Annotated in this window: 26 protein-coding genes, 2 tRNA genes and 2 pseudogenes; 8 read left to right on the top strand and 22 right to left on the bottom strand. The window is 41.9% G+C overall.

Annotated elements, in window-relative coordinates; all coding sequences use genetic code 11:
• Nucleotides 1-6: 6 nt before the first annotated feature.
• From JCM16159_RS02065 to JCM16159_RS02050, 5 genes and pseudogenes are all read right to left on the bottom strand, one after another.
• A complete protein-coding gene (locus JCM16159_RS02065; RefSeq protein ID WP_054856806.1) occupies nucleotides 7-522 on the bottom strand; it encodes a hypothetical protein in 516 nt (171 codons plus the stop codon).
• A 17-nt stretch (nucleotides 523-539) separates the two neighbouring features.
• Nucleotides 540-1,637: a hypothetical protein gene (locus tag JCM16159_RS02060; protein WP_054856805.1), complete on the bottom strand. Its 1,098-nt coding sequence runs from the start codon at nucleotides 1,635-1,637 to the stop codon at nucleotides 540-542.
• Nucleotides 1,634-1,825: pseudogene (locus JCM16159_RS13610) on the bottom strand (magnesium chelatase); the annotation flags it as partial. The gene JCM16159_RS02060 and the pseudogene JCM16159_RS13610, both read right to left, overlap by 4 nt.
• Before the next feature lie 29 nt (nucleotides 1,826-1,854).
• Nucleotides 1,855-2,550 carry a MoxR family ATPase gene (locus JCM16159_RS02055; protein ID WP_243665587.1) on the bottom strand — a complete coding sequence of 232 codons (696 nt, stop codon included), beginning with the start codon at nucleotides 2,548-2,550 and terminating at the stop codon, nucleotides 1,855-1,857.
• Nucleotides 2,551-2,619: 69 nt separating this feature from the next.
• The gene (locus JCM16159_RS02050; protein WP_054856804.1) at nucleotides 2,620-3,714 is read right to left on the bottom strand and encodes a transglutaminase domain-containing protein; all 1,095 of its coding nucleotides are present in this window, start codon (nucleotides 3,712-3,714) and stop codon (nucleotides 2,620-2,622) included.
• A gap of 166 nt (nucleotides 3,715-3,880) precedes the next feature.
• Between JCM16159_RS02050 and JCM16159_RS02045 the strand changes: the two genes are divergently transcribed.
• The 5 genes from JCM16159_RS02045 (at nucleotide 3,881) to JCM16159_RS02030 (ending at nucleotide 6,579) form a co-directional block, all read left to right on the top strand.
• Nucleotides 3,881-4,639: a hypothetical protein gene (locus tag JCM16159_RS02045; RefSeq protein ID WP_054856803.1), complete on the top strand. Its 759-nt coding sequence runs from the start codon at nucleotides 3,881-3,883 to the stop codon at nucleotides 4,637-4,639.
• Complete coding sequence (locus JCM16159_RS13605; protein WP_243665586.1) at nucleotides 4,639-4,788, top strand: hypothetical protein; 150 nt, start codon at nucleotides 4,639-4,641, stop codon at nucleotides 4,786-4,788. Before JCM16159_RS02045 ends, JCM16159_RS13605 begins: the two co-directional genes overlap by 1 nt.
• A complete protein-coding gene (gene rnhB, locus JCM16159_RS02040) occupies nucleotides 4,763-5,416 on the top strand; it encodes a ribonuclease HII (RefSeq protein WP_054856802.1) in 654 nt (217 codons plus the stop codon). The genes JCM16159_RS13605 and rnhB overlap by 26 nt, the downstream gene beginning before the upstream one ends.
• 53 nt (nucleotides 5,417-5,469) lie before the next feature.
• Entirely contained in the window at nucleotides 5,470-5,718 is a 249-nt protein-coding gene (locus JCM16159_RS02035; RefSeq protein WP_054856801.1) for a hypothetical protein, read from the top strand.
• A 90-nt stretch (nucleotides 5,719-5,808) separates the two neighbouring features.
• Nucleotides 5,809-6,579, top strand: coding sequence for an AAA family ATPase (locus JCM16159_RS02030; RefSeq protein ID WP_054856800.1), 771 nt, complete (start codon nucleotides 5,809-5,811; stop codon nucleotides 6,577-6,579).
• A 34-nt stretch (nucleotides 6,580-6,613) separates the two neighbouring features.
• Here JCM16159_RS02030 and JCM16159_RS13600 read toward each other — a convergent pair whose 3' ends face one another.
• From JCM16159_RS13600 to JCM16159_RS01970, 15 genes and pseudogenes are all read right to left on the bottom strand, one after another.
• Nucleotides 6,614-7,498, bottom strand: coding sequence for a type II secretion system F family protein (locus JCM16159_RS13600; protein WP_243665585.1), 885 nt, complete (start codon nucleotides 7,496-7,498; stop codon nucleotides 6,614-6,616).
• Between the two features lie 345 nt (nucleotides 7,499-7,843).
• Nucleotides 7,844-8,311: a hypothetical protein gene (locus tag JCM16159_RS13595; protein WP_243665584.1), complete on the bottom strand. Its 468-nt coding sequence runs from the start codon at nucleotides 8,309-8,311 to the stop codon at nucleotides 7,844-7,846.
• Between the two features lie 8 nt (nucleotides 8,312-8,319).
• Nucleotides 8,320-8,469, bottom strand: coding sequence for a hypothetical protein (locus JCM16159_RS13590; protein WP_243665583.1), 150 nt, complete (start codon nucleotides 8,467-8,469; stop codon nucleotides 8,320-8,322).
• 37 nt (nucleotides 8,470-8,506) lie between these two features.
• The gene (locus JCM16159_RS13585; RefSeq protein ID WP_243665582.1) at nucleotides 8,507-8,707 is read right to left on the bottom strand and encodes a hypothetical protein; all 201 of its coding nucleotides are present in this window, start codon (nucleotides 8,705-8,707) and stop codon (nucleotides 8,507-8,509) included.
• Nucleotides 8,616-8,939 (bottom strand): hypothetical protein, encoded by a 324-nt coding sequence (locus tag JCM16159_RS18255; RefSeq protein ID WP_367834229.1) that lies wholly within the window; start codon nucleotides 8,937-8,939, stop codon nucleotides 8,616-8,618. Before JCM16159_RS18255 ends, JCM16159_RS13585 begins: the two co-directional genes overlap by 92 nt.
• A gap of 299 nt (nucleotides 8,940-9,238) precedes the next feature.
• Nucleotides 9,239-10,096 (bottom strand): hypothetical protein, encoded by an 858-nt coding sequence (locus tag JCM16159_RS02015; RefSeq protein ID WP_243665581.1) that lies wholly within the window; start codon nucleotides 10,094-10,096, stop codon nucleotides 9,239-9,241.
• 247 nt (nucleotides 10,097-10,343) lie between these two features.
• Nucleotides 10,344-10,637, bottom strand: a complete 294-nt coding sequence (locus tag JCM16159_RS02010) for an ArsR family transcriptional regulator (protein ID WP_054856798.1) — start codon at nucleotides 10,635-10,637, stop codon at nucleotides 10,344-10,346.
• Nucleotides 10,630-11,817, bottom strand: coding sequence for a 4Fe-4S binding protein (locus tag JCM16159_RS02005; protein WP_054856797.1), 1,188 nt, complete (start codon nucleotides 11,815-11,817; stop codon nucleotides 10,630-10,632). Before JCM16159_RS02005 ends, JCM16159_RS02010 begins: the two co-directional genes overlap by 8 nt.
• Before the next feature lie 147 nt (nucleotides 11,818-11,964).
• On the bottom strand, nucleotides 11,965-12,600 hold the full coding sequence (locus tag JCM16159_RS02000) for an FAD-dependent oxidoreductase (RefSeq protein ID WP_054856796.1): 636 nt from the start codon (nucleotides 12,598-12,600) through the stop codon (nucleotides 11,965-11,967).
• Nucleotides 12,584-13,966: a CoB--CoM heterodisulfide reductase iron-sulfur subunit A family protein gene (locus JCM16159_RS01995; protein ID WP_054856795.1), complete on the bottom strand. Its 1,383-nt coding sequence runs from the start codon at nucleotides 13,964-13,966 to the stop codon at nucleotides 12,584-12,586. Before JCM16159_RS01995 ends, JCM16159_RS02000 begins: the two co-directional genes overlap by 17 nt.
• A gap of 115 nt (nucleotides 13,967-14,081) precedes the next feature.
• A pseudogene (locus JCM16159_RS13580) lies at nucleotides 14,082-14,293 on the bottom strand (hydrogenase iron-sulfur subunit).
• A gap of 101 nt (nucleotides 14,294-14,394) precedes the next feature.
• Nucleotides 14,395-14,670, bottom strand: coding sequence for a sulfurtransferase TusA family protein (locus JCM16159_RS01985; RefSeq protein ID WP_054856898.1), 276 nt, complete (start codon nucleotides 14,668-14,670; stop codon nucleotides 14,395-14,397).
• 9 nt (nucleotides 14,671-14,679) lie between these two features.
• Nucleotides 14,680-15,102, bottom strand: coding sequence for a DsrE/DsrF/DrsH-like family protein (locus JCM16159_RS01980; protein WP_243665579.1), 423 nt, complete (start codon nucleotides 15,100-15,102; stop codon nucleotides 14,680-14,682).
• Between the two features lie 190 nt (nucleotides 15,103-15,292).
• Entirely contained in the window at nucleotides 15,293-16,057 is a 765-nt protein-coding gene (locus JCM16159_RS01975; protein ID WP_054856794.1) for an ABC transporter permease, read from the bottom strand.
• Between the two features lie 2 nt (nucleotides 16,058-16,059).
• Entirely contained in the window at nucleotides 16,060-16,983 is a 924-nt protein-coding gene (locus JCM16159_RS01970) for an ATP-binding cassette domain-containing protein (protein WP_243665578.1), read from the bottom strand.
• A 328-nt stretch (nucleotides 16,984-17,311) separates the two neighbouring features.
• Here JCM16159_RS01970 and JCM16159_RS01965 point away from each other — a divergent pair, with 328 nt between their 5' ends.
• On the top strand, nucleotides 17,312-18,061 hold the full coding sequence (locus tag JCM16159_RS01965) for an SDR family NAD(P)-dependent oxidoreductase (RefSeq protein ID WP_054856793.1): 750 nt from the start codon (nucleotides 17,312-17,314) through the stop codon (nucleotides 18,059-18,061).
• 132 nt (nucleotides 18,062-18,193) lie between these two features.
• On the opposite strand, the gene JCM16159_RS01960 is transcribed toward JCM16159_RS01965, so the two are convergent.
• A tRNA-Lys gene (locus tag JCM16159_RS01960) sits at nucleotides 18,194-18,265 on the bottom strand.
• 132 nt (nucleotides 18,266-18,397) lie between these two features.
• On the opposite strand from JCM16159_RS01960, the gene JCM16159_RS01955 reads away from it, so the two are divergent.
• The gene (locus JCM16159_RS01955) at nucleotides 18,398-19,459 is read left to right on the top strand and encodes a phosphatidylserine/phosphatidylglycerophosphate/cardiolipin synthase family protein (protein WP_054856792.1); all 1,062 of its coding nucleotides are present in this window, start codon (nucleotides 18,398-18,400) and stop codon (nucleotides 19,457-19,459) included.
• A 60-nt stretch (nucleotides 19,460-19,519) separates the two neighbouring features.
• A tRNA-Met gene (locus tag JCM16159_RS01950) sits at nucleotides 19,520-19,618 on the top strand.
• 231 nt (nucleotides 19,619-19,849) lie between these two features.
• Here the strand turns inward: JCM16159_RS01950 and JCM16159_RS01945 are convergent.
• Entirely contained in the window at nucleotides 19,850-20,647 is a 798-nt protein-coding gene (locus tag JCM16159_RS01945) for a hypothetical protein (RefSeq protein WP_054856791.1), read from the bottom strand.
• Nucleotides 20,648-20,864 lie beyond the last annotated feature (217 nt).

The raw sequence follows: 20,864 nt of genomic DNA, 5'->3' as shown, positions 1-20,864 counted from the left end.
TATTACTCATGTTAGTACTTTCTTAATCAAAAATATTATTAGTAATACTATGATTAATGAGATAGTGAATAACGAGAAATACCAGGCAAATATTAACGTAAATAAACCTGGATTAATACCAGCCTCCTTAATAATTGGGTTAATTACATTGAATACTGGCGAGTTGACGAGAACCTTCTCCATAATGTATGATAAATATATTATAAACAGGGATAACAATAGGGAATAGGGCTCAAGGGCTCCAATTAGTAGTAGATATAATACTATACTTATTATCAGTATAATCGTGTAATTTATTAAGAATGTAGATGGTATTAGAAAGCCCATGACTATTAATAATGATGCATTGATTATGAAAATGTAATTACTATATGTGGGTTTATATGATATGATTATCATGGAGACCATGTTTATAATAATACCAAGAAGCGCCATGTCAGTATATTGCGTTAGTATCAACTCAAGTATTAGCCATACAATACTAACCAACATGTATAAGACGTAATTACTTAACTTGATCATAATAATCGCTATTAAAACTATTGATTGATTATATCGAAATTTAATAAGATAACTTTACTTCTATCACCAATATTATTAAGAACCTTATTTAATTCCTCAGTAAGTGGTTCATCATTAATGGGATTGCTTACGTAGGCTATGTCCCTTAAATCATCCTCACTTACGTACTTGCGAAAGTAAGTCGGTATATCCACTGATACGTTACTCCCATGGTAATTCCTGATAACGCCTATCCTCACCTCGCGTTCTAAATATGGAATAGCGCCCCTACTCACGACCTTTTCCTCAATATAGTCCCTGCGTATTAGTACGACCTTAACCTCGCCACAGTATTGTACTGAATCACTTATCATCTGCAAGGCATCATCTATGGGTCTCTTGCCGTTCCTGGGTATTAGCATCCTCGATGATGCGCTAATTATGAATATTGGGCATGAACCATAATCACTCCTATTAATCATCATTAACTCATTAACCCTCGCGCTGGTTATCCAGTGTATTGATGATGCAGGCCTCTCATAATCATAAATCAATAAAGACCTAAGGTCACCTAACCTACCCTCTAGGGATAAGCCATACTCTATGTAGCCACCAATCCCCGTTCTGCCAATGGACCTAGTTACCTGTCTTGGCTTTATAATGACATCAACATTACGTAATAATAACCTTTGAATTACCAAGAGCCCCAGTGGTTCCTTGAATTCCATAATACCGCCAACAATTCTCGTACTGCCAATCCACCTACCCACTAGTTTGATGAGGTAATCGCCATCATTAACCTTAATTCTCAAGGTATCAGATAGAATATGAGGCGAATGGGCCAACGTAAGTTCCGCATCCCACCGTATTGGTAACCTGGAGGAAACCCTTACGCCAATTGTCGCCGATGAACCTACTGTAAGTTCTACACTACCTTGGCTAAAGATTAATTGTGAGTATAACGCCATTAGGATTGCCAGTAGGTACCATGATAGTACGTAAGACGTAAACACCAGGAAAAGCATTATACCGAAGTATGTACCGAATAGGTTATTGGTCAATAACCCAATGTAGGTAATGCCGGAGAGTACGATGTACGTAATCAATAATTTATTGCTTGGTATTACGCGTATCATGACCTATGAAGCACCCTCTCCATGAGTGGTGTCGGTACTTGCTGAAGCAACTGCCTAATTAATACTGTACTGTCAGTGCTGAGGGTTATGATCCTGTGATTCAGGACATACGGCGCCAGAATCTTTACATCATCAGGTATTACGTAATCCCTACCATCCAACAAAGCCCAGGCCCTAACCAATTTACTAAGTACCTGCGCAGCCCTTGGACTCGCACCTAGCTTAACATCGCGGGCATTCCTCGTAGCCTTATCAAATTCACTATGTACCTAGTTATTGATTGGTCAACGTATACTGAGTGCATTAGGGATCGAAGCAGATCAACCTCCTCCTTACTCACCACGGTATTAATTGAATTAACATTACCAAGGTCTATATTCTCCGCAATCTTCAATTCTATATCCTCACTTGGGTATCCTAGTCTTATTCTTATCATGAATCTGTCTAGTTGTGCCTCTGGTAGTGGGTATGTTCCCTCAAGCTCAATCGGATTCTGAGTAGCTATTATCATGAATGGCTTCGGTAATTCATACGACTTACCACCAATTGTTACCTGACCCTCCTGCATAGCCTCAAGCAAGGCAGACTGAACCTTAGGAGGAGCCCTATTAACCTCATCGGCAAGAACTATATTCGCGAAGATGGGGCCAAACCTAACCTCGAAATCCCCAATCTTAGGATTGAAAATGAGTGAACCCGTTATGTCACTGGGCAGTAGGTCAGGCGTGAATTGAATACGACTGAAGGAGAGACCAAGTGCCTTTGCAAATGCCTTGACCAGCGTCGTCTTGGCAAGTCCTGGATATCCCTCAATTAATGCATGGCCACTAGCGATTAGGCATGCAAAGAGAAGCTTAACTTCATGCTCATAACCAATCACGGACTTAGAAACCTCCTTCAGTAGTTTATCCATAATTTGCCTTGGATTTATTGAATTCATTATTGTTTACCTAAGATATGAAAATGCATATATATTTTAAACTCATCGCGCCTTAACATGACTTATTAATATGTATATTAAATAACCGATTATCCAAGGTAAGACAAGTAGCAACCCAATCATAACCGAGGACCCAATACCTGCAGGACTGATACCTATTAATGGCTTGCTATGAATAGGTGCTGGAATAAACATTACCCAGCCGCCAACAAATGACTCAACCCATAAAATATTCGTTTCGGAACTAAAAACATATACATCATTACCCTCATTAGTACCATAGAAACCAAGGGCTATCCTGGTCGGTATGCCGTAATATCTCAATACGGTCATTGCAAGTGCTGTGAAGTCAATAATGGACCCCTTTCCAGTGCTAAGTAGGTTTTCAGGACCTACGGAATAAGTAGTGAGTTCATACTTGTTGTTCATTAATGTATAAAATACCTTATTAACAATCGCAATTAGATTGCTTGTTTTCTTAATGCCAAACGCCTTTGTAATGTCTAGGCCAGATATTGACACACCCGTAGGCCCTAAATATTCAACTACGTCTAAGAAATTAGAGTTATTGTTAATTAAATTACCACAGACGTACATTGTGTAGTTAGCCTTAATAATTGGCGTTTCAGCAACAACAATATCTCCCGGCTCAAGAAGCATTAATTCCGTCGTTGGATATACACCGATTATTGTCACATTGCTAATAAAATAGGATATTGGTGATTGTGTATTAACAATTATGGGTATTGGAACAACCTTCATTGGCTCGTTGAATGTTACGTTTATGAGATATTCAATACAATCATAGCCATTGCTAAACCATATTGTTAATGGAGGACTTGTGGCACTAATAGTTATTAATGATAATGTATTCATTAGAGTCCCATTGCTATACTCATTAAAGACTAAGTACCTTAAGTAAATAGGCACCTTAGACTGCGCAATAGCCTCAAAACCTGAATAATTACCTGGCGTTAATACCGTAGGTAATGATACAGGTCTATAGGTGACCATAGGTGTGAAGTAGCCTATGAAAAATGAACGGAATATTAAACCATGGTACATCCCAACATACGTTAGGTTATCCACCCTAAGCAAGCCGGCGAATTCACCTTCATACGTATCCTGAGGAACCATTATGTAACCCGTGGCATTTGCAAAAAAATAGTTGATACACATTAATTGAGAATGCGCTTCCAACATACGTAAGCGAAGCATTGATGGGTATGGATGATGAATTTCCCTGCAATGGCCCAAGTAGCAAAAGCATTATTAACAGGTTCATTCTATCTAATCATTAGTAATGCCAATTAATAAAACATTGGTTTATATGACAATACTACTAACACTTATCATAACACTTATTCCACCAATTAATGCGCTTGGAAGCACATACACAGGTTTTTACAATATAATTAATTGGCCGGTAATAAGCGTATCGATAATTAATGGAACATACACAAGCAATGGGATAGTAATAGTAATATCACCACAGGAATTGCCTAACCAGCAATACTATGCTTTCACAGGCATCGGATTAATAGGTAATAATTATCTCCTGATTAATGGCATTATTTACGCCAATGGAACAATAAGTATTGCGGAAATAACCGCAATAAACGCATCAGTAAGTTTAAGCTCTAATAACGAAATTAACACGCAATCAAGCTACAACATCACTACCTATCCCTCAGATTATGAAGTAGTTGGGCAACGAACATACCACATAGGCAAGATAGTAGGAAAAACAGCAACTAACACGGCGATGACAGGTAGTAATAACTCATCAGCAATTTATAAAGGGCAGACAAGTAATATCCAATTTAGTGCAATACACGGCACAAACGTTGAAGTAAGTAATAATGGCATTATTATTTACATAATTATTAATTCCTCGGTAATCGCAACGATATCCCTAATAGCAATGTCTATGATAATGCCATTACTTAAATACAGAGTGCATAATGATAAGGAATGCATAGATGAGTTATTTACGAAACTCGTGAAGAAAACCGGATTAAAAGACCTGTCATTAACCATAGGGACATTCGTAACTACCTAATGAACAAGTTAAAGGTTAATAATGATATCATTGACAAGGTGATAAATTACTACGAAATGGCGATTTATGGAAATAGGCCCATTAAGTGTGAGGAATTTAAGAAACTGATTAAGGAAGCCCTTAATGCAGGTTCTCGTGGGAGGAATTGATGAGGCTGGCCGTGGCCCCATCATTGGACCTATGGTAATGGCAATAGCCATTACCAGTGATATGGATAAGCTGAGAACAATCGGTGTTAGGGACTCAAAGGAGCTCAGCCCAACCAGTAGGTCTCGTTTATTTTCAATTCTTAAATCAATGCTGGATTACGTAGATTATGAGGTCATTGAGCCCTGGGTAATTGATGATTACGTTTATATGCACTCCTTAAATATACTTGAGGTTGAGGTGGCTACTAGATTGATAAATAATGCATTGAGTGCGGTAATGCCTAGAACAATATATATTGATTCTCCAGATCCGAAGCCAGAGAGGTTTAAGGATATGGTTAGGAAGGGAATAAAGGGTAATGTTGAGGTTGTGGCTATGAACAATGCTGATAAGTTAATACCTGTGGTGTCGGCCGCGAGTATAGTGGCTAAGGTCATCAGAGACTCAATAATTGAGGAACTACATAGGGAGTATGGAGACTTTGGCAGTGGTTATCCAAGTGACCCAAGAACAATAGCATTCCTTAAGGGCTGGATTGAGGGCCATGGCGATTTACCGCCTATTGTTAGGAGGAGCTGGTCGACAGTTAAGAGATTACTTAGCGGGCGATTAGATAGGTACCTATGATATTCATAATTTCACTAAGTATTAAATACCCAGGTGATTACTAGCAAATTAATATGAGGACGAGCCTAATGGTGGCAATAATTGGATTAGCATTTATGATCATTGGTTTTATCTTATCCTCAATCGCTAGCAATATATTGCTCTCATCATCATTTTTCATAATAGGTTTCCTACTCGATACATTGGGCATATTGATGATAAATAGGGACATTGAAAGTCTACTTGTTAGGCTTGAAATGGAACATAACAAACCGAGCCCGGATGATATTAAGAGAAGACCCTTTAGAAGACCAAAGAGATGATTTGAGCAAAGCCTTTACATATGTCATCTAACCATAACCCTAGTAACTCTTATTTACTAATTTAATAAGTGATTATACATTGGTGATTCTGTGAAGACAATATTAATAACAAGCGGCACGAAGGGCGGCACGGGCAAGACCACGATAGCCGTGAATATGGCCGTAATACTGGCCTATGAATTAAGGGATAAGGCTCAATACCCTATTGTACTTATTGACTTAGGGTTAGATAGTGGTACCGCGACCATGCTGATGCTTGGTAATGTTGAGGAGCAAATGCCATATACATTGGCCGACTATTTCATGGGCAAGATACCGGACCCTCTTTCAACGTTTTACGTAAAGACCTGGCAAATTGATAACGATATCTTTAAGCTCGTTTTCACAGCATCCATAAGCCAATACCCAAGTCAGGTTAAGATAGATAGATACCTCCTCAAGGCTCTATTGAATGCCGTGGAGGCGATTATACCGTTGTATGTAATAATTGATACACCAGCCCTTGGATTATCCTATGACGCATTAGTCACATTACTTGAGGTTAGTAATAACGTTATTTTAATCGCCATACCCGACCACAGCAGTTTGAAGGCTGTTGGTAACGTAGTTAATCTCATACATGAACTTAAGGCGAGTAATAAATTGCTGAAGCCCATACTAAACATGCTCAATATCAAGTACCCAGTCGATGTGGTAAGTGGTTACCCATGGACAAAGCTCCTGAGGGACATAGTCGGCATTGAGCCTCATGTGATCCCATACGATGAACTATTCTCAATATCAAGACAGGCATTGGAAATAGAAAGCCTTAAACTATCATTTTATGAATCACCAGCCTCGACTCAATTTTTAAGTACATAGATTATTTAATGGAAGCAGCACCACCAAGTTAGACCTAATAGGGCACGCTTGTTGATAAGCCAGACATTGATCCAAATAATGCATTTGCTAGGAATGGCGACATTGCATAGACGAGAACCACCATTATCGTCAGCACCACGGCATGCCTAAACCCTAGGGATAACTCACCCTCACCGAGCTTCCCAGCTATTAGCCCCATTATGAATGAGTCAATGGTTATTGTGAAGGAGAATGAGGTAGCCAATAAATTAACTAAGTAACCAGATGCAGGACCTGCGGTAACACCACCAGGGCCGACCCTGGTCACTATTGCAACCACCGAGAAAATCAAGACAACCAATGTAACTATTAATATGACAGCGCCGATGTACGGCACGTACCTAAGAGGCCTCAACCTAGCCCTCATGTTCTCCTGAACGCTGACTATCGATGATGCGAAGTTAGCAAGCATATCAAGGACTTGCGGCGATGCACCACCAAGGTCTATAGTCTCTGTAAGTAGGAATGTAAATACCTTCGAGTAGTAACTATGTAGTTTGCCCATTACTGAGGAAAGCACGTCTCTCATTGGCACACCATACCTAATCTGCCTAACCATGGTATCCAGGTACTTATCAAAGGCGCCATACCTCCTGGTATACCTCAATGTCTCAAAGGTCTTTTCAGGCGTAAAACCACTCTTTCTTAGTTCAGTAACGTCCCTGAGAAACTCCGCGTATTCCTTATCAATTTCCCACCTCTCATTAACCACCTTAATTGAGTATATTGCGGTAGGCAGAAAGGCTAAGGCCAACGTCAGCCCAAACACTATTGTGAAGTCAAGGGGTATTGGCGACCCACGGATATAAATCCTATTGCTTAAGTCCTGGTGAAACAGCATTGAATATTCAAGAAAACCAAGTACAGCGACGACAGCCATAGACGCACCGGCCCACTTATACGGCTATAATCGGTATACGGCGACCTAAAGGCCGATACCTCACCGAGGTATATGAATGCTATGGATATTGCAGGCACGACAAATAAACCGAACATGTAATTAGAGTTTATTGCCTGCATGAAGGCCGCATACCTATTACCGAAGGGCGTCACGCTTGCGCCAGGTATAGCACATCTAGGCCTATGAGGAGTATTGCCGCTGAGCCTATGTAGCTCTCCATGAGCATTCCGAGGAATTCGGCGGCCCTATTCATGCGCTCAATGGCATTACTGACAATGTCATGAAGCCTGGTGTTTATGTAATGGACTATGTCACCTCCAGTCCTTACAGTGTTACGTAACCACTGATGAACTCCCTAAGCGACCTACTCTCTATCATTGAGGATACGTTGGACAACGCCGTAAGTGGATCCTCGCCGAAGATCTTAAACCTAATATAGGTCCACCTGGCCACCCTACCCATGACCTCCAGGATCTTGGCCTCGGCAATTCTCTCCACTGCCCTGAACACGGAAAGCCCTGAATTCGTTATTGCCGATACATAGGCCACGAAAAATGGCAACTCAGTATCCACCTTAAAGGCGAGGTCGCTCGCCGTTATCCTCGGCAGCCCAATCATTAGTTCGTAGACGATTAGTGGAATAATAATGAGGACAATACCCATAATTATTAAGGTGAGATCCCTAATACCGTAAGGTGTTGAGAATAATAGTCTCATTTTAAGTAGTATTAATGCGTTGTTTAGGTTCATCATTACGAGAATTACACCAAGTGGAGCCGCTATTACGAGCATTATCGTTGTTATGAACAGGACCTAGCCATGTATCTCTCTGAGCTTGTAAATGACAACGATGCATTAAGGCTTCTCTGCAATCTCTCATAAACCCTTGTATTCCTTAACCTCAGGATTAATGGTCCCATCACCGATAATGCTAATTCATCGAGGTCCACATTCTATTCTATAATTTCAACCCTTATAAACTTACCTCTACATGAAATAAAGCAGTGCACGTATAATTATGTAAACAGCAAACGTAATAATACCCAATGCTGAAACAAGTTTTACCACAAAATCAACCTTAGAACCACCATAAACCTTACCAACATAAACAGCGTATGGAAACACGAAAACCCAAATAAGTATCGCCGTGAACAAACCAACCACACTGAAAATGCCAAAGACGCTCATGAAGGAAAGACCTGCTGTAAGCCACCAAAAAAACCTGGTAGGGATTTGTTAATCCCATGGAAACGCCCATGAAGTAATTAAGAAATGGAGACCTATTACTGCTGGTATTCCTGGGTGAAAATGTGGACTTAAGTATCGATATAGCTAAGTACATCATAACTGCAAAACCAATGAAGTATAGGTAATACACGTAGTGCCCCAAAACCCTGGAGAAGAAGTACGTAATAACCATGAGAATGCCATCTGCGGACATAGCCCCAAGACCAACACTGGTACCATGAATTGGCGAACGCGTAGCTCAGCAGCAATTAACGCATTCATGGGACCAGGAGGAACTGCGAGGAAGAAACCAAATACCATTCCAAGTACAAAGTCATAGAACTGATGAAGCATTAATAATTCTCATTAGCACTTAAAATTAAAAATTTACGTATGAATTCTAAATTAAGAGGTGATGATGGACCCAACAGATGAAGAATACTTGGCGGCTAATATTTAGCAATTGAAGAAAATCAATAGTTTTTAATTAAATTATGCCGTGGTTCGCATGACCTTTGTCTTGGCTAAGTCATTGATCCTTGTGAAGTATATGGCAAATGGCCTATATGCCAGGTGTGACCATTTTGCGAAGGGTACCTCCAACACTAATAGTGGTGTTACGAAACCGAGATGCACCGTATATGCTATGTAAGTTTCTATGGGTAGACCCAGGTATTTAAACACATCAACAAGCACGCCTGTGATCACCACGAGGTATAATAGGGTTAGGAAGAACCAATCTGTGGAGTGGGAGTACTGCCTCATTACTGCGTTCTTCCTTAAACGACCATAAATAGCATAGCCAGCGCCAACAAGCAATGCCGCTGATGCTATGTATCCACCGAGCCTTATCGGATTGTATATTGGGTAAAGGGTGTTTGTTTGGAATAGGTCCAGGAATACTATTACGAATACGAATATAGTTGCATATCCATAAACAATTAGTATATGCATTATCCAGTTTAAGGTATTTCTATTGCACTTCAACATCCTGACTTGCGTAAGGAAGTGAGGCACTATTGTCCTTATTAGCTCCCTTATATACGTTATGAAGGATATATCCCTAGCCGCAACTGTGAATCTATACATCCTATAAACATTGGTTAATAATAGGGCAGAAAGCACCACCAGTATTGCTATATCGCCCATCTCCACGATATGCGGCGGCAGGAAGGAATCTAGATCTACCCTTGTGAGGATGATTGGTCCGTGTACGAAGTATACGCCGAGTACTGTAATAGCGAAGAGGAGGATTGTCGAGATGAACTCCACTACTTTTGACCTATAGAATCTTCTTGAGAAGCCTGTGAAATCATAACGTGTCGTTAAATACCTCCTAACGGCCATCATAAAACCAGCTGGATCTGCACCTCTTGGACATGATTCTGTGCACTCACCGCAGTAGTAACACAGCCAGCTCAGTACTTGAAATTAGCTTATCCTCAAGACCAAGGATTGCGTACCTTATTATCTTCCTCGGAAATTCATGCCCCTCCTGGCTAAGGGACAAGTCGCCGTACAAACACCACAGCTATAGCAGGCAGATATATTAAATGCCCCAAGTTCCTTTAGCTCATCTATTAGTTTAGGATTTACCTTAGCCATGGGCCTCACCCCTCAATCTATACCTATAATAGCCATCATCGGTCTTTTCAGTTGGTTCCACTAAGCCGTACTTAAACATGGTCATGAGATGCCAAAAGACTATGTCCTCGGGCAATCCCGTCTTTGAGGAAATCTCTTTAACAGTTAGTTCCCCATCCCTTCTTAAGCAATTAACTATCTTACTTCTTATGGTCGTTATTTCCCTAACGTACTCCGTAAGTTCCTTAGGTGGCTGAATCCCTAATTCCCTCTTTAATTTATCCATTGAGAGTTCCCTCCTAGTCATGAGCACCACCTGCTGCCCTTATCATATCCTCAATCTGTACATTCCTGAGACCCCTAAGTTGAATAGCGCCACTTGGACACACGGCCACACAGGCTCCACAACCTTTACAAAGTGCTTCGTTCACCCATGCCTTCTTACTGCCTGCATATTCCTTAATTACGATAGCGCCGTACGGACATTCACTCACACATAGCCCAGAGCCCCTGCATCTATCTTGGTCGACAAAGGCAACGAAGGGTTCTAGCTCGGTATATCCCTTAAGGACCAGCGACATGGCCTTTGCCGCAGCTGCTGATGCCGATGCCAAGGTCTCACCAACACCACGCGGTGCCTGTGCAGTACCTGCAATAAATATTCCACTCAACATGGTCTCCACAGGCCTAAGCTTAGGATGAACCTCCTGGAGAAAACCATCAGTGCCCCTGGATATCTTCAATTTCTCTGCAATATTCACAGTACCGTCAGACGGCTCCATTCCCGTGACAAGAACCACTAAATCAACGGGCAGTTCTAATTCCATGTGCTCGGTCAAAACATCCTTAACCTTAACAATGGGCTTACCATTAATGTATGTGACCTGCGGCTCGCCCTCATCAACATCATACTTTATGATAACCTGTCCCTGCCTACCGGCCTCCTCAAATAATAACTCATTTATCCCGTAAGACCTAACGTCCCTAACTACATGGTATATTTTGACATCCTTCAGGAGCTCCTTAATGGCCACCGCGACGTCCAATGCAGCTATGCAGCAGTACCTAGAGCAATACTCATTCGCCTTCCTACCCTCTACCCTTCTCTGCCTACTCCCTACACAATAGATAAAGGCTATGCTCCTCGGTCTCCTACCATTAATAACCACATCACCGTACTTATTGATCATGCCCACCAACTCCTGAAGCGTAATTACGCCAGGTAAGCCATACCCATACTCACCCTTTTCAGGCTTATACGGCTTAAACCCAGTGGCTACAACTATTGCGCCAACCTTTAGATGAACAATCTGTGGTTCCTGAGAGAGATCAATCTTATCACTCACCTTAGTACATAGGCCGCATTTATCACATAATGCCATGTCTATCGCCGGTATCTCAGGGTAAGTACCATTGAATGGAGGAAACATTATTGCAGTTCTCTCAGAGACCCCGTAACTGAACTCATCCCTGGTCTTTCTCGGCATATCTTTCTAAGTTCCTCAACTTCTCGTTCATTAGGCTTGCCTTTGAAATAGCGTGGATTCACCCTAATGGTAACATCGAAGTTACCCACATAACCAGACACGTTTTCTACCTCGGCATTAGTATATATAGCTACATTACTCATATTCCTAAGTCTCTCTATTAACTCCCTCACTACGTCGATAGCTGTTTTTTTCGTATGGAAATACCTTAATGTTGCCTATTTTGGCAGCATTACCGCCAAGAAATGGAGCACGTTCAACAAGGTATACCGTAAGTCCCGACTCAGCCAAGTCCAGTGTCGTCCTTAACCCAGCAATACCACCACCAATTACGAGCACTGAACGCTCACAATTCACCCTAATCCTGTTGAGGGGTTCGGCATGCCTTAGATACGCTATTGCTGCCTTAACCTGTCTTACTGCCTTATTTGTAGCCTCCTCCTTATCGTTCTCATGAACCCACGAACACTCCTCCCTAATATCAACATGGTAATACATGTACGGGTTACCACCAGCTCTCGCTATTGCGGCCCTAAATGTTGTCTCATGAAGCCTTGGAGAACACGAAGCAACAACAACAGCATTTACCCTACCACTCCTTATATCATCCTCAATCAACTTCTGACCAGCCTCAGAGCACATAAACATGAAATCCCTGGCAACAACTACACCCTTCTCATTACGTACCTCATCAACAACCCTCTTTACATTAACAACGTCAGAAATATTACCACCGCAATGGCATACATATACACCAATCCTAATCTTATCGCTTCTTTCCATTGCTAATCACCTCTACTGGTATCATCCTCTCCTGCTTAAGCGATTTTAGATAAGCCGCACACCTCGCTGCGGCCGATGCCGCTTCTAGTATGGTATCAGGAATGTCCTTAGGACCTGTTGCGCAACCTGCCGCGAATATACCCTCCACATTTGTTTGCGTTGGTGTTGATGGATTAGTTACTATAAACCCTAATTCGTCTACGGTTATTTTTGCACCATGAACCTTTGAAAGAACCTCATCATTATTTGGTAATAGACCCACCGATAGAACCACTAAGTCGTGTTCTGCTGACTTCACCCTGCCTTCATCGATATCTTCATAAATCACCCTGACATTACCGTTGGATAGCCCCTCAATCTTAGCTACTCTACCACGCACGAACTTAACACCCATAGCCCTTGCCTTCTGGTAAAACTCCTCGAAACCCTTACCATAAGCCCTTATATCCATGCAGTAAATAGTCACATCAGCTAGCGGTAATGCGCCAAGGATTAACTGGGCCTGCTTTATTGAGTACATGCAACAAACCTGGGAGCACCTTGGGTTACCAACCGTCTTATCCCTAGAGCCAACGCAAAGTACGTACCCAATACTACTTGGTTCCTTACCATCCGATGGCCTAAGCACTGAGTTGAATGGCCTTGTTGGCGATAATAACCTCTCCATCTGCATTGCGGTTATCGCATTCGGGATCTTACCATAACCATACTGCTCCTTCCTTTCTGCAGGGAATAATCTATACCCAGTCGCTATTATTATTGCATGTGCCTTGATCTTATATATCCTAGGTTTTTGTGCGAAGTCAATAGCACCAGCAGGGCATGCTCTTTCGCACTGTCCACAGAATATGCAATTATTTATATCAATTACAGCCTTCTTCGGTACAGCAGTATCGAATGGAATATATGCAGCCTTTCTTCCCCTAAGGCCATAATCATACTCTTTAGGCAAAACCACAGGACAAACCTCCTCGCATGTACCACAACCTGTGCATAAGTCCTCATTAACGAATCTCGGCTTTCTTAATACAGTAATCTCGAAGTCACCTTTACCCTTAACATCAATCCTAGTGACCTCGGAGTATGTCCATAAATCTATGTTTGGATGATGAGCCACGGCAGCCATTTTAGGAGTTGAAATGCAACTTGCACAGTCAAGTGTCGGAAACACCTTACTTAGCAGGAACATCTTACCTCCAATGGTAGGTTCCTTCTCGACAAGTAATACCTTAAACCCCATCTCGGCCAGGTTAAGTGAGGCCTCCATACCGGCAATACCACCACCAATAACCACCACGTCATACTCGAAAGAGCCCTGGATTAATTCTGCTCTCTCAAGAATTTTCTGTGATAAGTCATTTCCCATGTCCTCACCTTAATTGGACCTAATTCTATTAACCTGGAATAGAAGTCATTCACTAACCTAACGAAGGCCTCACCGCATACTGAACAAATGGCAGCCATCTTAACCCTCTCAGGCTCTATACCTTATTGCTCATTAGCTCCTGGGCCTCCCTAATATGCTTCGCAGTTCTATCTGTGCAATCCCTTAAGTATGGACAATCCGTACCATCAGCAGCCACAAAAACTCCATCAAAACCACTCTCGAACGCCAGTAATATCCACTCAGGCTTATCATTGACGAACATGGAACCCTAATCATCGTGGTCTGCGCAGGATAACTCAGGTGCATTAAACCAGCGGAGCATACTCCCGGGTCTGAGATTATGTTTGTTGTAAAAATAAGAATTTGTGGATTTAATTTTTTTAAGAACCATCCATATCACCCACCCATTATTTCATTCTCTTTACGAATATTCTCCAGTAACCCGGTTCCTCTATTGTTCCTAGGTATACATGACCCATCTTCCTAGCCCAGAGAGGTAGGTCTCTCTTCGTGCCTGGATCTGATGAAAGAACCTCAAGTATACCCCCAATTGGCACCTCCGTTATTGCCTGCTTCGCAGCAAGTAAGGGGCCAGGGCATGACATACCTCTGGCATCCACAGTCTTGCTCGGCTTGAGCTTCCTAAGCTCCTCCGGACTTAATTCACCCCTTGTCTCACTCATGCCCATCACCTACACAAAGAGTGTTATGTCAGCCTCAGACATCTTATCTACCCACTCACCCGCACCTATTATGTCATCGACTAAGTCAACGAAATCCTCCTTCTTGGCATTCCATATGTTGGCTGCCGTCGAGCATACATAGATCTTTAGGTTGCCCGTCTTCTTGGTCTCCCTCAATAAATCAAACCATGACGGTAATCTCAATTCCTGCAACCTTCTAGCAACCTCAGAACTTAGGTTCTGAAATTCACTGAAGTTCGTGTTTCTCTGAATAACGTCCTTCCTAAATGCATATGCTCCCCACAACTGTAGGAATAATTCAACCTCCATACCCATGGCCACCGCACCAGAAACAAGTATAGCCAAACCAGTCAACCTATCCACACTGCCTGAGAACACGGAAACCGCCATCCTCTTCTGTTTACCACCCATACTATCACCAGTCTTTATGATATTCAAGTGAATAATAAACAGTATTTCACGTCAAATGTAGAATAATAAAAACATTTTAATGTTTAATAATATAATCAAAAAGCAATAAATTAAATCAGCATTACGGATTTAAATCAAATTGATATATTAATTATTCATATCTATACATTTCTAAGCGTATTCCGTCATCTCATTCAATTATTCTCTTAAATTCAGAAGATGCTAATACAATGAATAAAACTACGAATATTGTTAAGGCCAATAAATCAGTTGCTAATCCATTGAGGACACCTATTATCATTGTTTTCCTTAGAGCATCAACAGCATAGGTTAATGGATTTATAAGTACTATAACCTTAATCGGCGTAGGCATGATACTTATTGGATATATGGCATTGCTTGCGAAGAAGAGCGGCATGGTTATTGCCTGCCCAATCCCCATAAACCTCTCCCTAGTCTTCATGTAAGTGGCGATCCATATTGAGAATGCTGAAAATCCAACTGCGGTAATCACCACTATGAATAATGAAAGCATTAAGTAAATTGGATTAGACTTAACTCTGACGCCTAACGCTATGGCTATTGGCGTTATTATTGCAAATTGGAATAAGGCCCTAATTATTGATGCGGAGGACCTGCCAAGTACAATGGACATTCGGGAGACTGGCATTGTCAATAGTTTCTTCAAAATTCCGGACTCCCTTTCCCAAACTATTGTTAAGCCATAGAATATGGATACGAAGGTCACGGACTGCATAATTACGCCAGGCGTTATGAATGCAACGTAGGGAATACCATTGGTGGGTAATGCCCTAACCCTAGCCATTACTGGGCCAAAGACAACAAGCCAAAGTATTGGCTGAACAGCCCTTGTGTAGAGCTCAGTCCTATTGTATTTTATCCTACGTGCCTCAAGCTCCATAAAAGCAAGAATAGCGCTAATATAGCTACCCATACTCAACCCCTCATTACAGCCCTCCTAACAGCTCTTAATTCGCTCACCTTACTCTCAACCTCACCGATTCTCCTTCCGACATATTTCAGGAATACATCATCAAGTGATGGCTTATACACCGATACTCTCCTTATCGATATGCCATGATTAGAAATAACATTTATTAACGTAGGCAAGGACTCATCTGCATCCCTCACCATAACCCTGACAATGCTCTCATCAACAAAACTAACATCCGCAATACCATTACTAACCTCCTTTAATACCTTCACAGTTAATTCAGCATTACTAACTAAAAATTCAATAACGTCATTACTAACGGAACCTCTCAACTCATCAATAGTACCCTGCGCAATAACCTTACCCCTATTAAGCAATGCGGCTCTTCTAGCATACAACTCTACCTCATCCATATAATGGGAATTGAAGAAAATGGTAATGCCCCTTTCCTTGTTAAACGTAATTAACTTCTCCCACACAAGTCTCCTAGCCGCTGGATCCAGGCCCACGGTTGGTTCATCCAGGAATAAAACCTCGGGCTCTATGATCAACGCAGCGGCAATCTCCAACCTCCTAATCATACCGCCCGAGTACGTACTAACCAACCTGTTTGCAGCATCCATTAAATCCATGAACTCCAGAACCTCCCTAATTCTCCTACGTGCCTCATTGCCTGTCACTCCATAAACCTTCGAGTAAATGAGTAGGTTCTCATAACCAGTCAAATCTATCCAAATACTGAACTCCTGAGGAACATAACCAATAACCCTCCTAACCTTATCACCCTCCCTAACCACATCATAACCCATTACATAAGCAGAGCCGGAGGTTGGCCTTATCTGCGTCGTCAGTACCCTCATAAGCGTGGTCTTACCAGCACCATTAGGACCAAGCATTGCAAAGATCTCACCCTCATCAACACTCAACGAAACATCATCAAGGCCCTCACGTTATTATTATAAACCTTTACTAAATTACGAACCTCAACAACACGCATATTAACCAATTACGACAAAAATAACGCATCATTTAAATTACCTACTCTCAATGTTCGCATATTTACGAGACTAAATACCTACAAATCGCACCAAGCGGTGTTTCGTTGATGACTAAAATTAAATTCATGACAGTCAACTATATTTAATTACCTATAAAGGATTATATTTACCTCCAATATAAGTTAATTAATTACTTAACTCCATTATGATTCAAATATAAGTAAAATTTATATATAACTAATTGTTAACTTAGATTATGCCCACACTAAAGAATAGGGTCGCAATAGTCACGGGGGCCGGTCAGGGAATTGGGAGGAGCATAGCCCTGAGATTAGCAAAGGATGGCGCTACCGTCGTTGTCACGGATATAACAGGCAAGGAGAATGAAATCCTCAACGAGATAAGGAACCTAAGCGGCCAGGGAATAGCATTGAGGCTCGACGTGACTGATCCAAGGATGGCTGAGGACGTGGCCAAGAGGGTCTATGACACGTATGGGCGCATCGACATCCTCGTGAACAACGCCGGCATATACCCATTCAAGCCCTTTCTCGAAATGACGATTGACGACTGGTACAGGGTAATTAACATAAACCTAAACGGTACATTCAACGTAACGAGGGCTGTTGTGCCCTACATGGTTAAGCAGAAGTATGGCAGGATAATAAACATATCATCCATAGCAGGAAACATCATGGGCTTCGCAGGACTAACGCACTACAGCGCATCCAAGGCAGGAATTGTCGGCTTCACCAGAGCCCTAGCTCTTGAATTAGCCCGCTACGGAATAACAGTAAACGCCATAGCACCAGGTGCCGTTAAGACGCCAGGTGCGATGCAACCAGGCAGTGAGGAACAGGTGAAGATGATGGAACAAATAATACCAGTGGGAAGATTGGCAGAGCCCGAGGACATAGCATCTGTAGTCGCATTCCTGGCATCAGACGAGGCAAGTTATATCACGGGAGACCTAATAATTGTTGATGGTGGATGGTCAATAACGTAAAGGCATGGTAGATCCAATTACAGTTAATAAAAAAATACACCCCTTTCTTCGTTAACAGTACAGTGCAGGAAATAATTACAAGCAATGCTTCATTTACTTCATTAATAAATATGTAAAATAGTAAAAATTTAGCGGGCCGGTGGGATTCGAACCCAGACCTACGGGTTAAGAGCCCGCCGCTCTACCTGGCTGAGCTACGGGCCCAGTTCGGCTGTTTTTTCTCTGATTTAAAAGCATTTTTCTGGGCTTTTACATATTCGTTGGTCGTTACGTGGTATTGCGCATTTTTGGTAATAGTAATAGTACTTAAATTTGGCTATTGAGAGTTAAGTTCTGATGAGGTTTTTCATTATTATTGCTGCGTTCGTCATGGTTCTGTCCATGCCGGTTTACGCTCAGAGTTGGTTTTTACCCATTAATTCGAGTCAGGTTTCCATTGTCGTGTCGCCGATGAATTCAACATATATCCTCAACGTGATTGGTGAGGCTAGGTGTTGCGTGTACGCTGAGGTTTATGAATTAACCTATCAACCTCTTATTAATGAGCTGGCGAGCCTGGCTCAGAGGGGTGTTGAGGTTTACGTGGTTTTGTCAGGCAATGTATATGGCGGGGTACCCGAGGAGGAGTACTCAGCCGTTAATGAGTTAATTAGTTCCGGTGCCCATGTTTCGTTTAATTATGGCTATGACTATGTGCATAGTAAGGTCTTCGTCATAGATAATGATACCGTGATAATAGGCTCAATAAACCCAACCTACTACGGCTTTGAAAGGGACCTAGGCATTGACCTTGTGATTGAGAACTCAAGCATTGCCCAGGTCTTCGCCGGGATAATACTCACTGATTACCGTAATGAATCAATCACGCAGATAAACTACCCAGGCATTGTGATGTCACCAATAAACTCGGGAGAATACCTAGAGGACCTACTCAGACAACCGGGGACTCTCTACATGGCTATGGAGGAGCTTTACACATCCTCGGGGATGTACAGCCTAATCCTGGCACACAATGATAGGCTTATACTCGTTGGACAACACACAGAGAATGAGGAAGCAGTCAATGAGTTAGGCGCGGTGATGGTTAGTGACCTAACGGCTAAGGCGATAGTCGTTGGCGACTACGTGTATGTGGGTAGTGTGAACCTCGATTATAACTCAATAAATAGCAATAGGGAACTCGGCATAATAATCGAGAACCCACAGATAGCTCAGGAAATAACCGCAATAATACAGCAATGGTATAACGAAAATAACATGCAAAATCCGCAAGTAACATCGCAGTCCAGCTACATAATGCCAATACAGGCCGTACTACTGCTAATCCTAATTATTCTAATTATGTACATGTTAAGATATACGTTAAGACCAAGGAGGCGGAGAATACCAAGGCTATGAGGCATGGATAAACGACCGTAGAAAAATACTTTTAAACCAGTGAATGAAATACAACGAGTCGCGGGGGTAGCTCAGCCTGGTTGGAGCGCCCTGGGGTGGTAGCCCCGCGTATGGCTCATAACCGGGAGGTCCCGGGTTCAAATCCCGGCCCCCGCACCAATCACGTAACACTCCATGTTGTTTGTATTATTTTCGGCTTGAATTTTACGGGACTTCATGACGAGCATTAAACCATGGATCATGAGCTTTTCATAAGTAGGTATTTTGTATAGCAATTACTGCAATGTTTGCTGTTAGGTTCGTAGTTAATCCTGGTGGAAGCATGGGCTTTATTGGTATCACCATAGGTTTGATTTTTGATTGGACTATTAAGAAGGAGGAAAGGGCATATTATATGGTTTCTGTTACTGACTTTATTATTTCCTTTGTTTGTTCTATGCTTTTCTGTATTCCCTGCCATGTCTCGAGTGGCACCTTTATCTTCACGTCCTTCCACTTGTTAAGTACATCGTCAACGTACTTCTCAGCTTTCCTCAAGCACTCTGGGCATAGGTAGTACTTACCAACCGGTATTACCTCGACAACCTCCCTATTCCTATGGTTATTCATGTGGCACTCGAGCTCTATCCTCCTAACGCCATCCTCAAGCTCCTTGATAATATTCAACTCACTTAATTTCGAGTGCACGGTCTCCACAAAGTCACTGATGTACCTTAGCTCTGAGTAGTCCTCTGGTAGGAATACATTGGCTATGTTTGCTATGCTCCTGACATCATCCTCAATAAACCAATCCACAACACTGAGTAGAAAAGCTGCGTTTAACATGCTGTCTAACCTACTTATCAATTCCTCATTAATCCTAACCCTAGCCGCAATGCTGCCGTCTATATTTAAAAACTCAATGTATGGCTCCTTACCAACCACGACCCTATAATCACCCCAATCACTGCCCACTCCCCTCAGTGATTCCTCAATGTTAGACCACCAAACCCTATACTCACGCTGACCAACCCTGAATGAAACAATAAAACCATCAGTGAACATCGGCCTGGCCAAGACATCAACATTACCAACGACATAGTCCCTAGGAACCTTAATGGTAAGCCTATTCCTAAGTGTATCCCTAAGTGCCCTCAACTCCTTAATTATCCCAATGATATCCCCAAGCCCGATTTCCACATAACTCATACGATAGGTTATGCCTTGAGGATTAATTTAAATCTTTTTAGTCTTCTCTGGATAAAGATTTTATAGGTCTCTATATATTACTGTATTTGTTCCCTTGTAGAAAATAAAACGATAGATGCAATACAGAAGCAACGTAATAATTGAGCCGAGGAGAAAAAGAAGAAAGAAAAGAAATGTACTTATTTTAGCCCACGATAGTGGGCCTACCTTATATTTC

The sequence above is a fragment of the Vulcanisaeta sp. JCM 16159 genome (assembly GCF_001316265.1).
Taxonomy (GTDB): Archaea; Thermoproteota; Thermoprotei; order Thermoproteales; family Thermocladiaceae; genus Vulcanisaeta.
Note: the sequence above shows the minus strand (reverse complement) of the source record. Positions and strands in the feature narration are given on the sequence as shown.

What these genes read in the sequence shown, in the direction of transcription:
- JCM16159_RS13595 (WP_243665584.1), bottom strand. Translation starts at nt 8,311, where the DNA reads ATGCTCGTAATAGCGGCTCCACTTGGTGTAATTCTCGTAATGATGAAC.
- JCM16159_RS02015 (WP_243665581.1), bottom strand. Translation starts at nt 10,096, where the DNA reads ATGATGGCCGTTAGGAGGTATTTAACGACACGTTATGATTTCACAGGC.
- JCM16159_RS02000 (WP_054856796.1), bottom strand. Translation starts at nt 12,600, where the DNA reads ATGGAAAGAAGCGATAAGATTAGGATTGGTGTATATGTATGCCATTGC.
- JCM16159_RS01955 (WP_054856792.1), top strand. Translation starts at nt 18,398, where the DNA reads ATGAGGTTTTTCATTATTATTGCTGCGTTCGTCATGGTTCTGTCCATG.
- JCM16159_RS01945 (WP_054856791.1), bottom strand. Translation starts at nt 20,647, where the DNA reads ATGAGTTATGTGGAAATCGGGCTTGGGGATATCATTGGGATAATTAAG.
- JCM16159_RS01995 (WP_054856795.1), bottom strand. Translation starts at nt 13,966, where the DNA reads ATGGGAAATGACTTATCACAGAAAATTCTTGAGAGAGCAGAATTAATC.
- JCM16159_RS01965 (WP_054856793.1), top strand. Translation starts at nt 17,312, where the DNA reads ATGCCCACACTAAAGAATAGGGTCGCAATAGTCACGGGGGCCGGTCAG.
- JCM16159_RS01985 (WP_054856898.1), bottom strand. Translation starts at nt 14,670, where the DNA reads ATGAGTGAGACAAGGGGTGAATTAAGTCCGGAGGAGCTTAGGAAGCTC.
- JCM16159_RS02035 (WP_054856801.1), top strand. Translation starts at nt 5,470, where the DNA reads ATGAGGACGAGCCTAATGGTGGCAATAATTGGATTAGCATTTATGATC.
- JCM16159_RS02060 (WP_054856805.1), bottom strand. Translation starts at nt 1,637, where the DNA reads ATGATACGCGTAATACCAAGCAATAAATTATTGATTACGTACATCGTA.
- JCM16159_RS18255 (WP_367834229.1), bottom strand. Translation starts at nt 8,939, where the DNA reads ATGGTTATTACGTACTTCTTCTCCAGGGTTTTGGGGCACTACGTGTAT.
- JCM16159_RS02055 (WP_243665587.1), bottom strand. Translation starts at nt 2,550, where the DNA reads ATGGATAAACTACTGAAGGAGGTTTCTAAGTCCGTGATTGGTTATGAG.
- JCM16159_RS13585 (WP_243665582.1), bottom strand. Translation starts at nt 8,707, where the DNA reads ATGAGCGTCTTTGGCATTTTCAGTGTGGTTGGTTTGTTCACGGCGATA.
- JCM16159_RS02045 (WP_054856803.1), top strand. Translation starts at nt 3,881, where the DNA reads ATGCCAATTAATAAAACATTGGTTTATATGACAATACTACTAACACTT.
- JCM16159_RS13605 (WP_243665586.1), top strand. Translation starts at nt 4,639, where the DNA reads ATGAACAAGTTAAAGGTTAATAATGATATCATTGACAAGGTGATAAAT.
- JCM16159_RS01980 (WP_243665579.1), bottom strand. Translation starts at nt 15,102, where the DNA reads ATGGGTGGTAAACAGAAGAGGATGGCGGTTTCCGTGTTCTCAGGCAGT.
- JCM16159_RS02005 (WP_054856797.1), bottom strand. Translation starts at nt 11,817, where the DNA reads ATGCCGAGAAAGACCAGGGATGAGTTCAGTTACGGGGTCTCTGAGAGA.
- JCM16159_RS02010 (WP_054856798.1), bottom strand. Translation starts at nt 10,637, where the DNA reads ATGACTAGGAGGGAACTCTCAATGGATAAATTAAAGAGGGAATTAGGG.
- JCM16159_RS02065 (WP_054856806.1), bottom strand. Translation starts at nt 522, where the DNA reads ATGATCAAGTTAAGTAATTACGTCTTATACATGTTGGTTAGTATTGTA.
- JCM16159_RS13600 (WP_243665585.1), bottom strand. Translation starts at nt 7,498, where the DNA reads ATGGCTGTCGTCGCTGTACTTGGTTTTCTTGAATATTCAATGCTGTTT.
- JCM16159_RS01975 (WP_054856794.1), bottom strand. Translation starts at nt 16,057, where the DNA reads ATGGGTAGCTATATTAGCGCTATTCTTGCTTTTATGGAGCTTGAGGCA.
- rnhB (WP_054856802.1), top strand. Translation starts at nt 4,763, where the DNA reads ATGCAGGTTCTCGTGGGAGGAATTGATGAGGCTGGCCGTGGCCCCATC.
- JCM16159_RS02050 (WP_054856804.1), bottom strand. Translation starts at nt 3,714, where the DNA reads ATGGTTCCTCAGGATACGTATGAAGGTGAATTCGCCGGCTTGCTTAGG.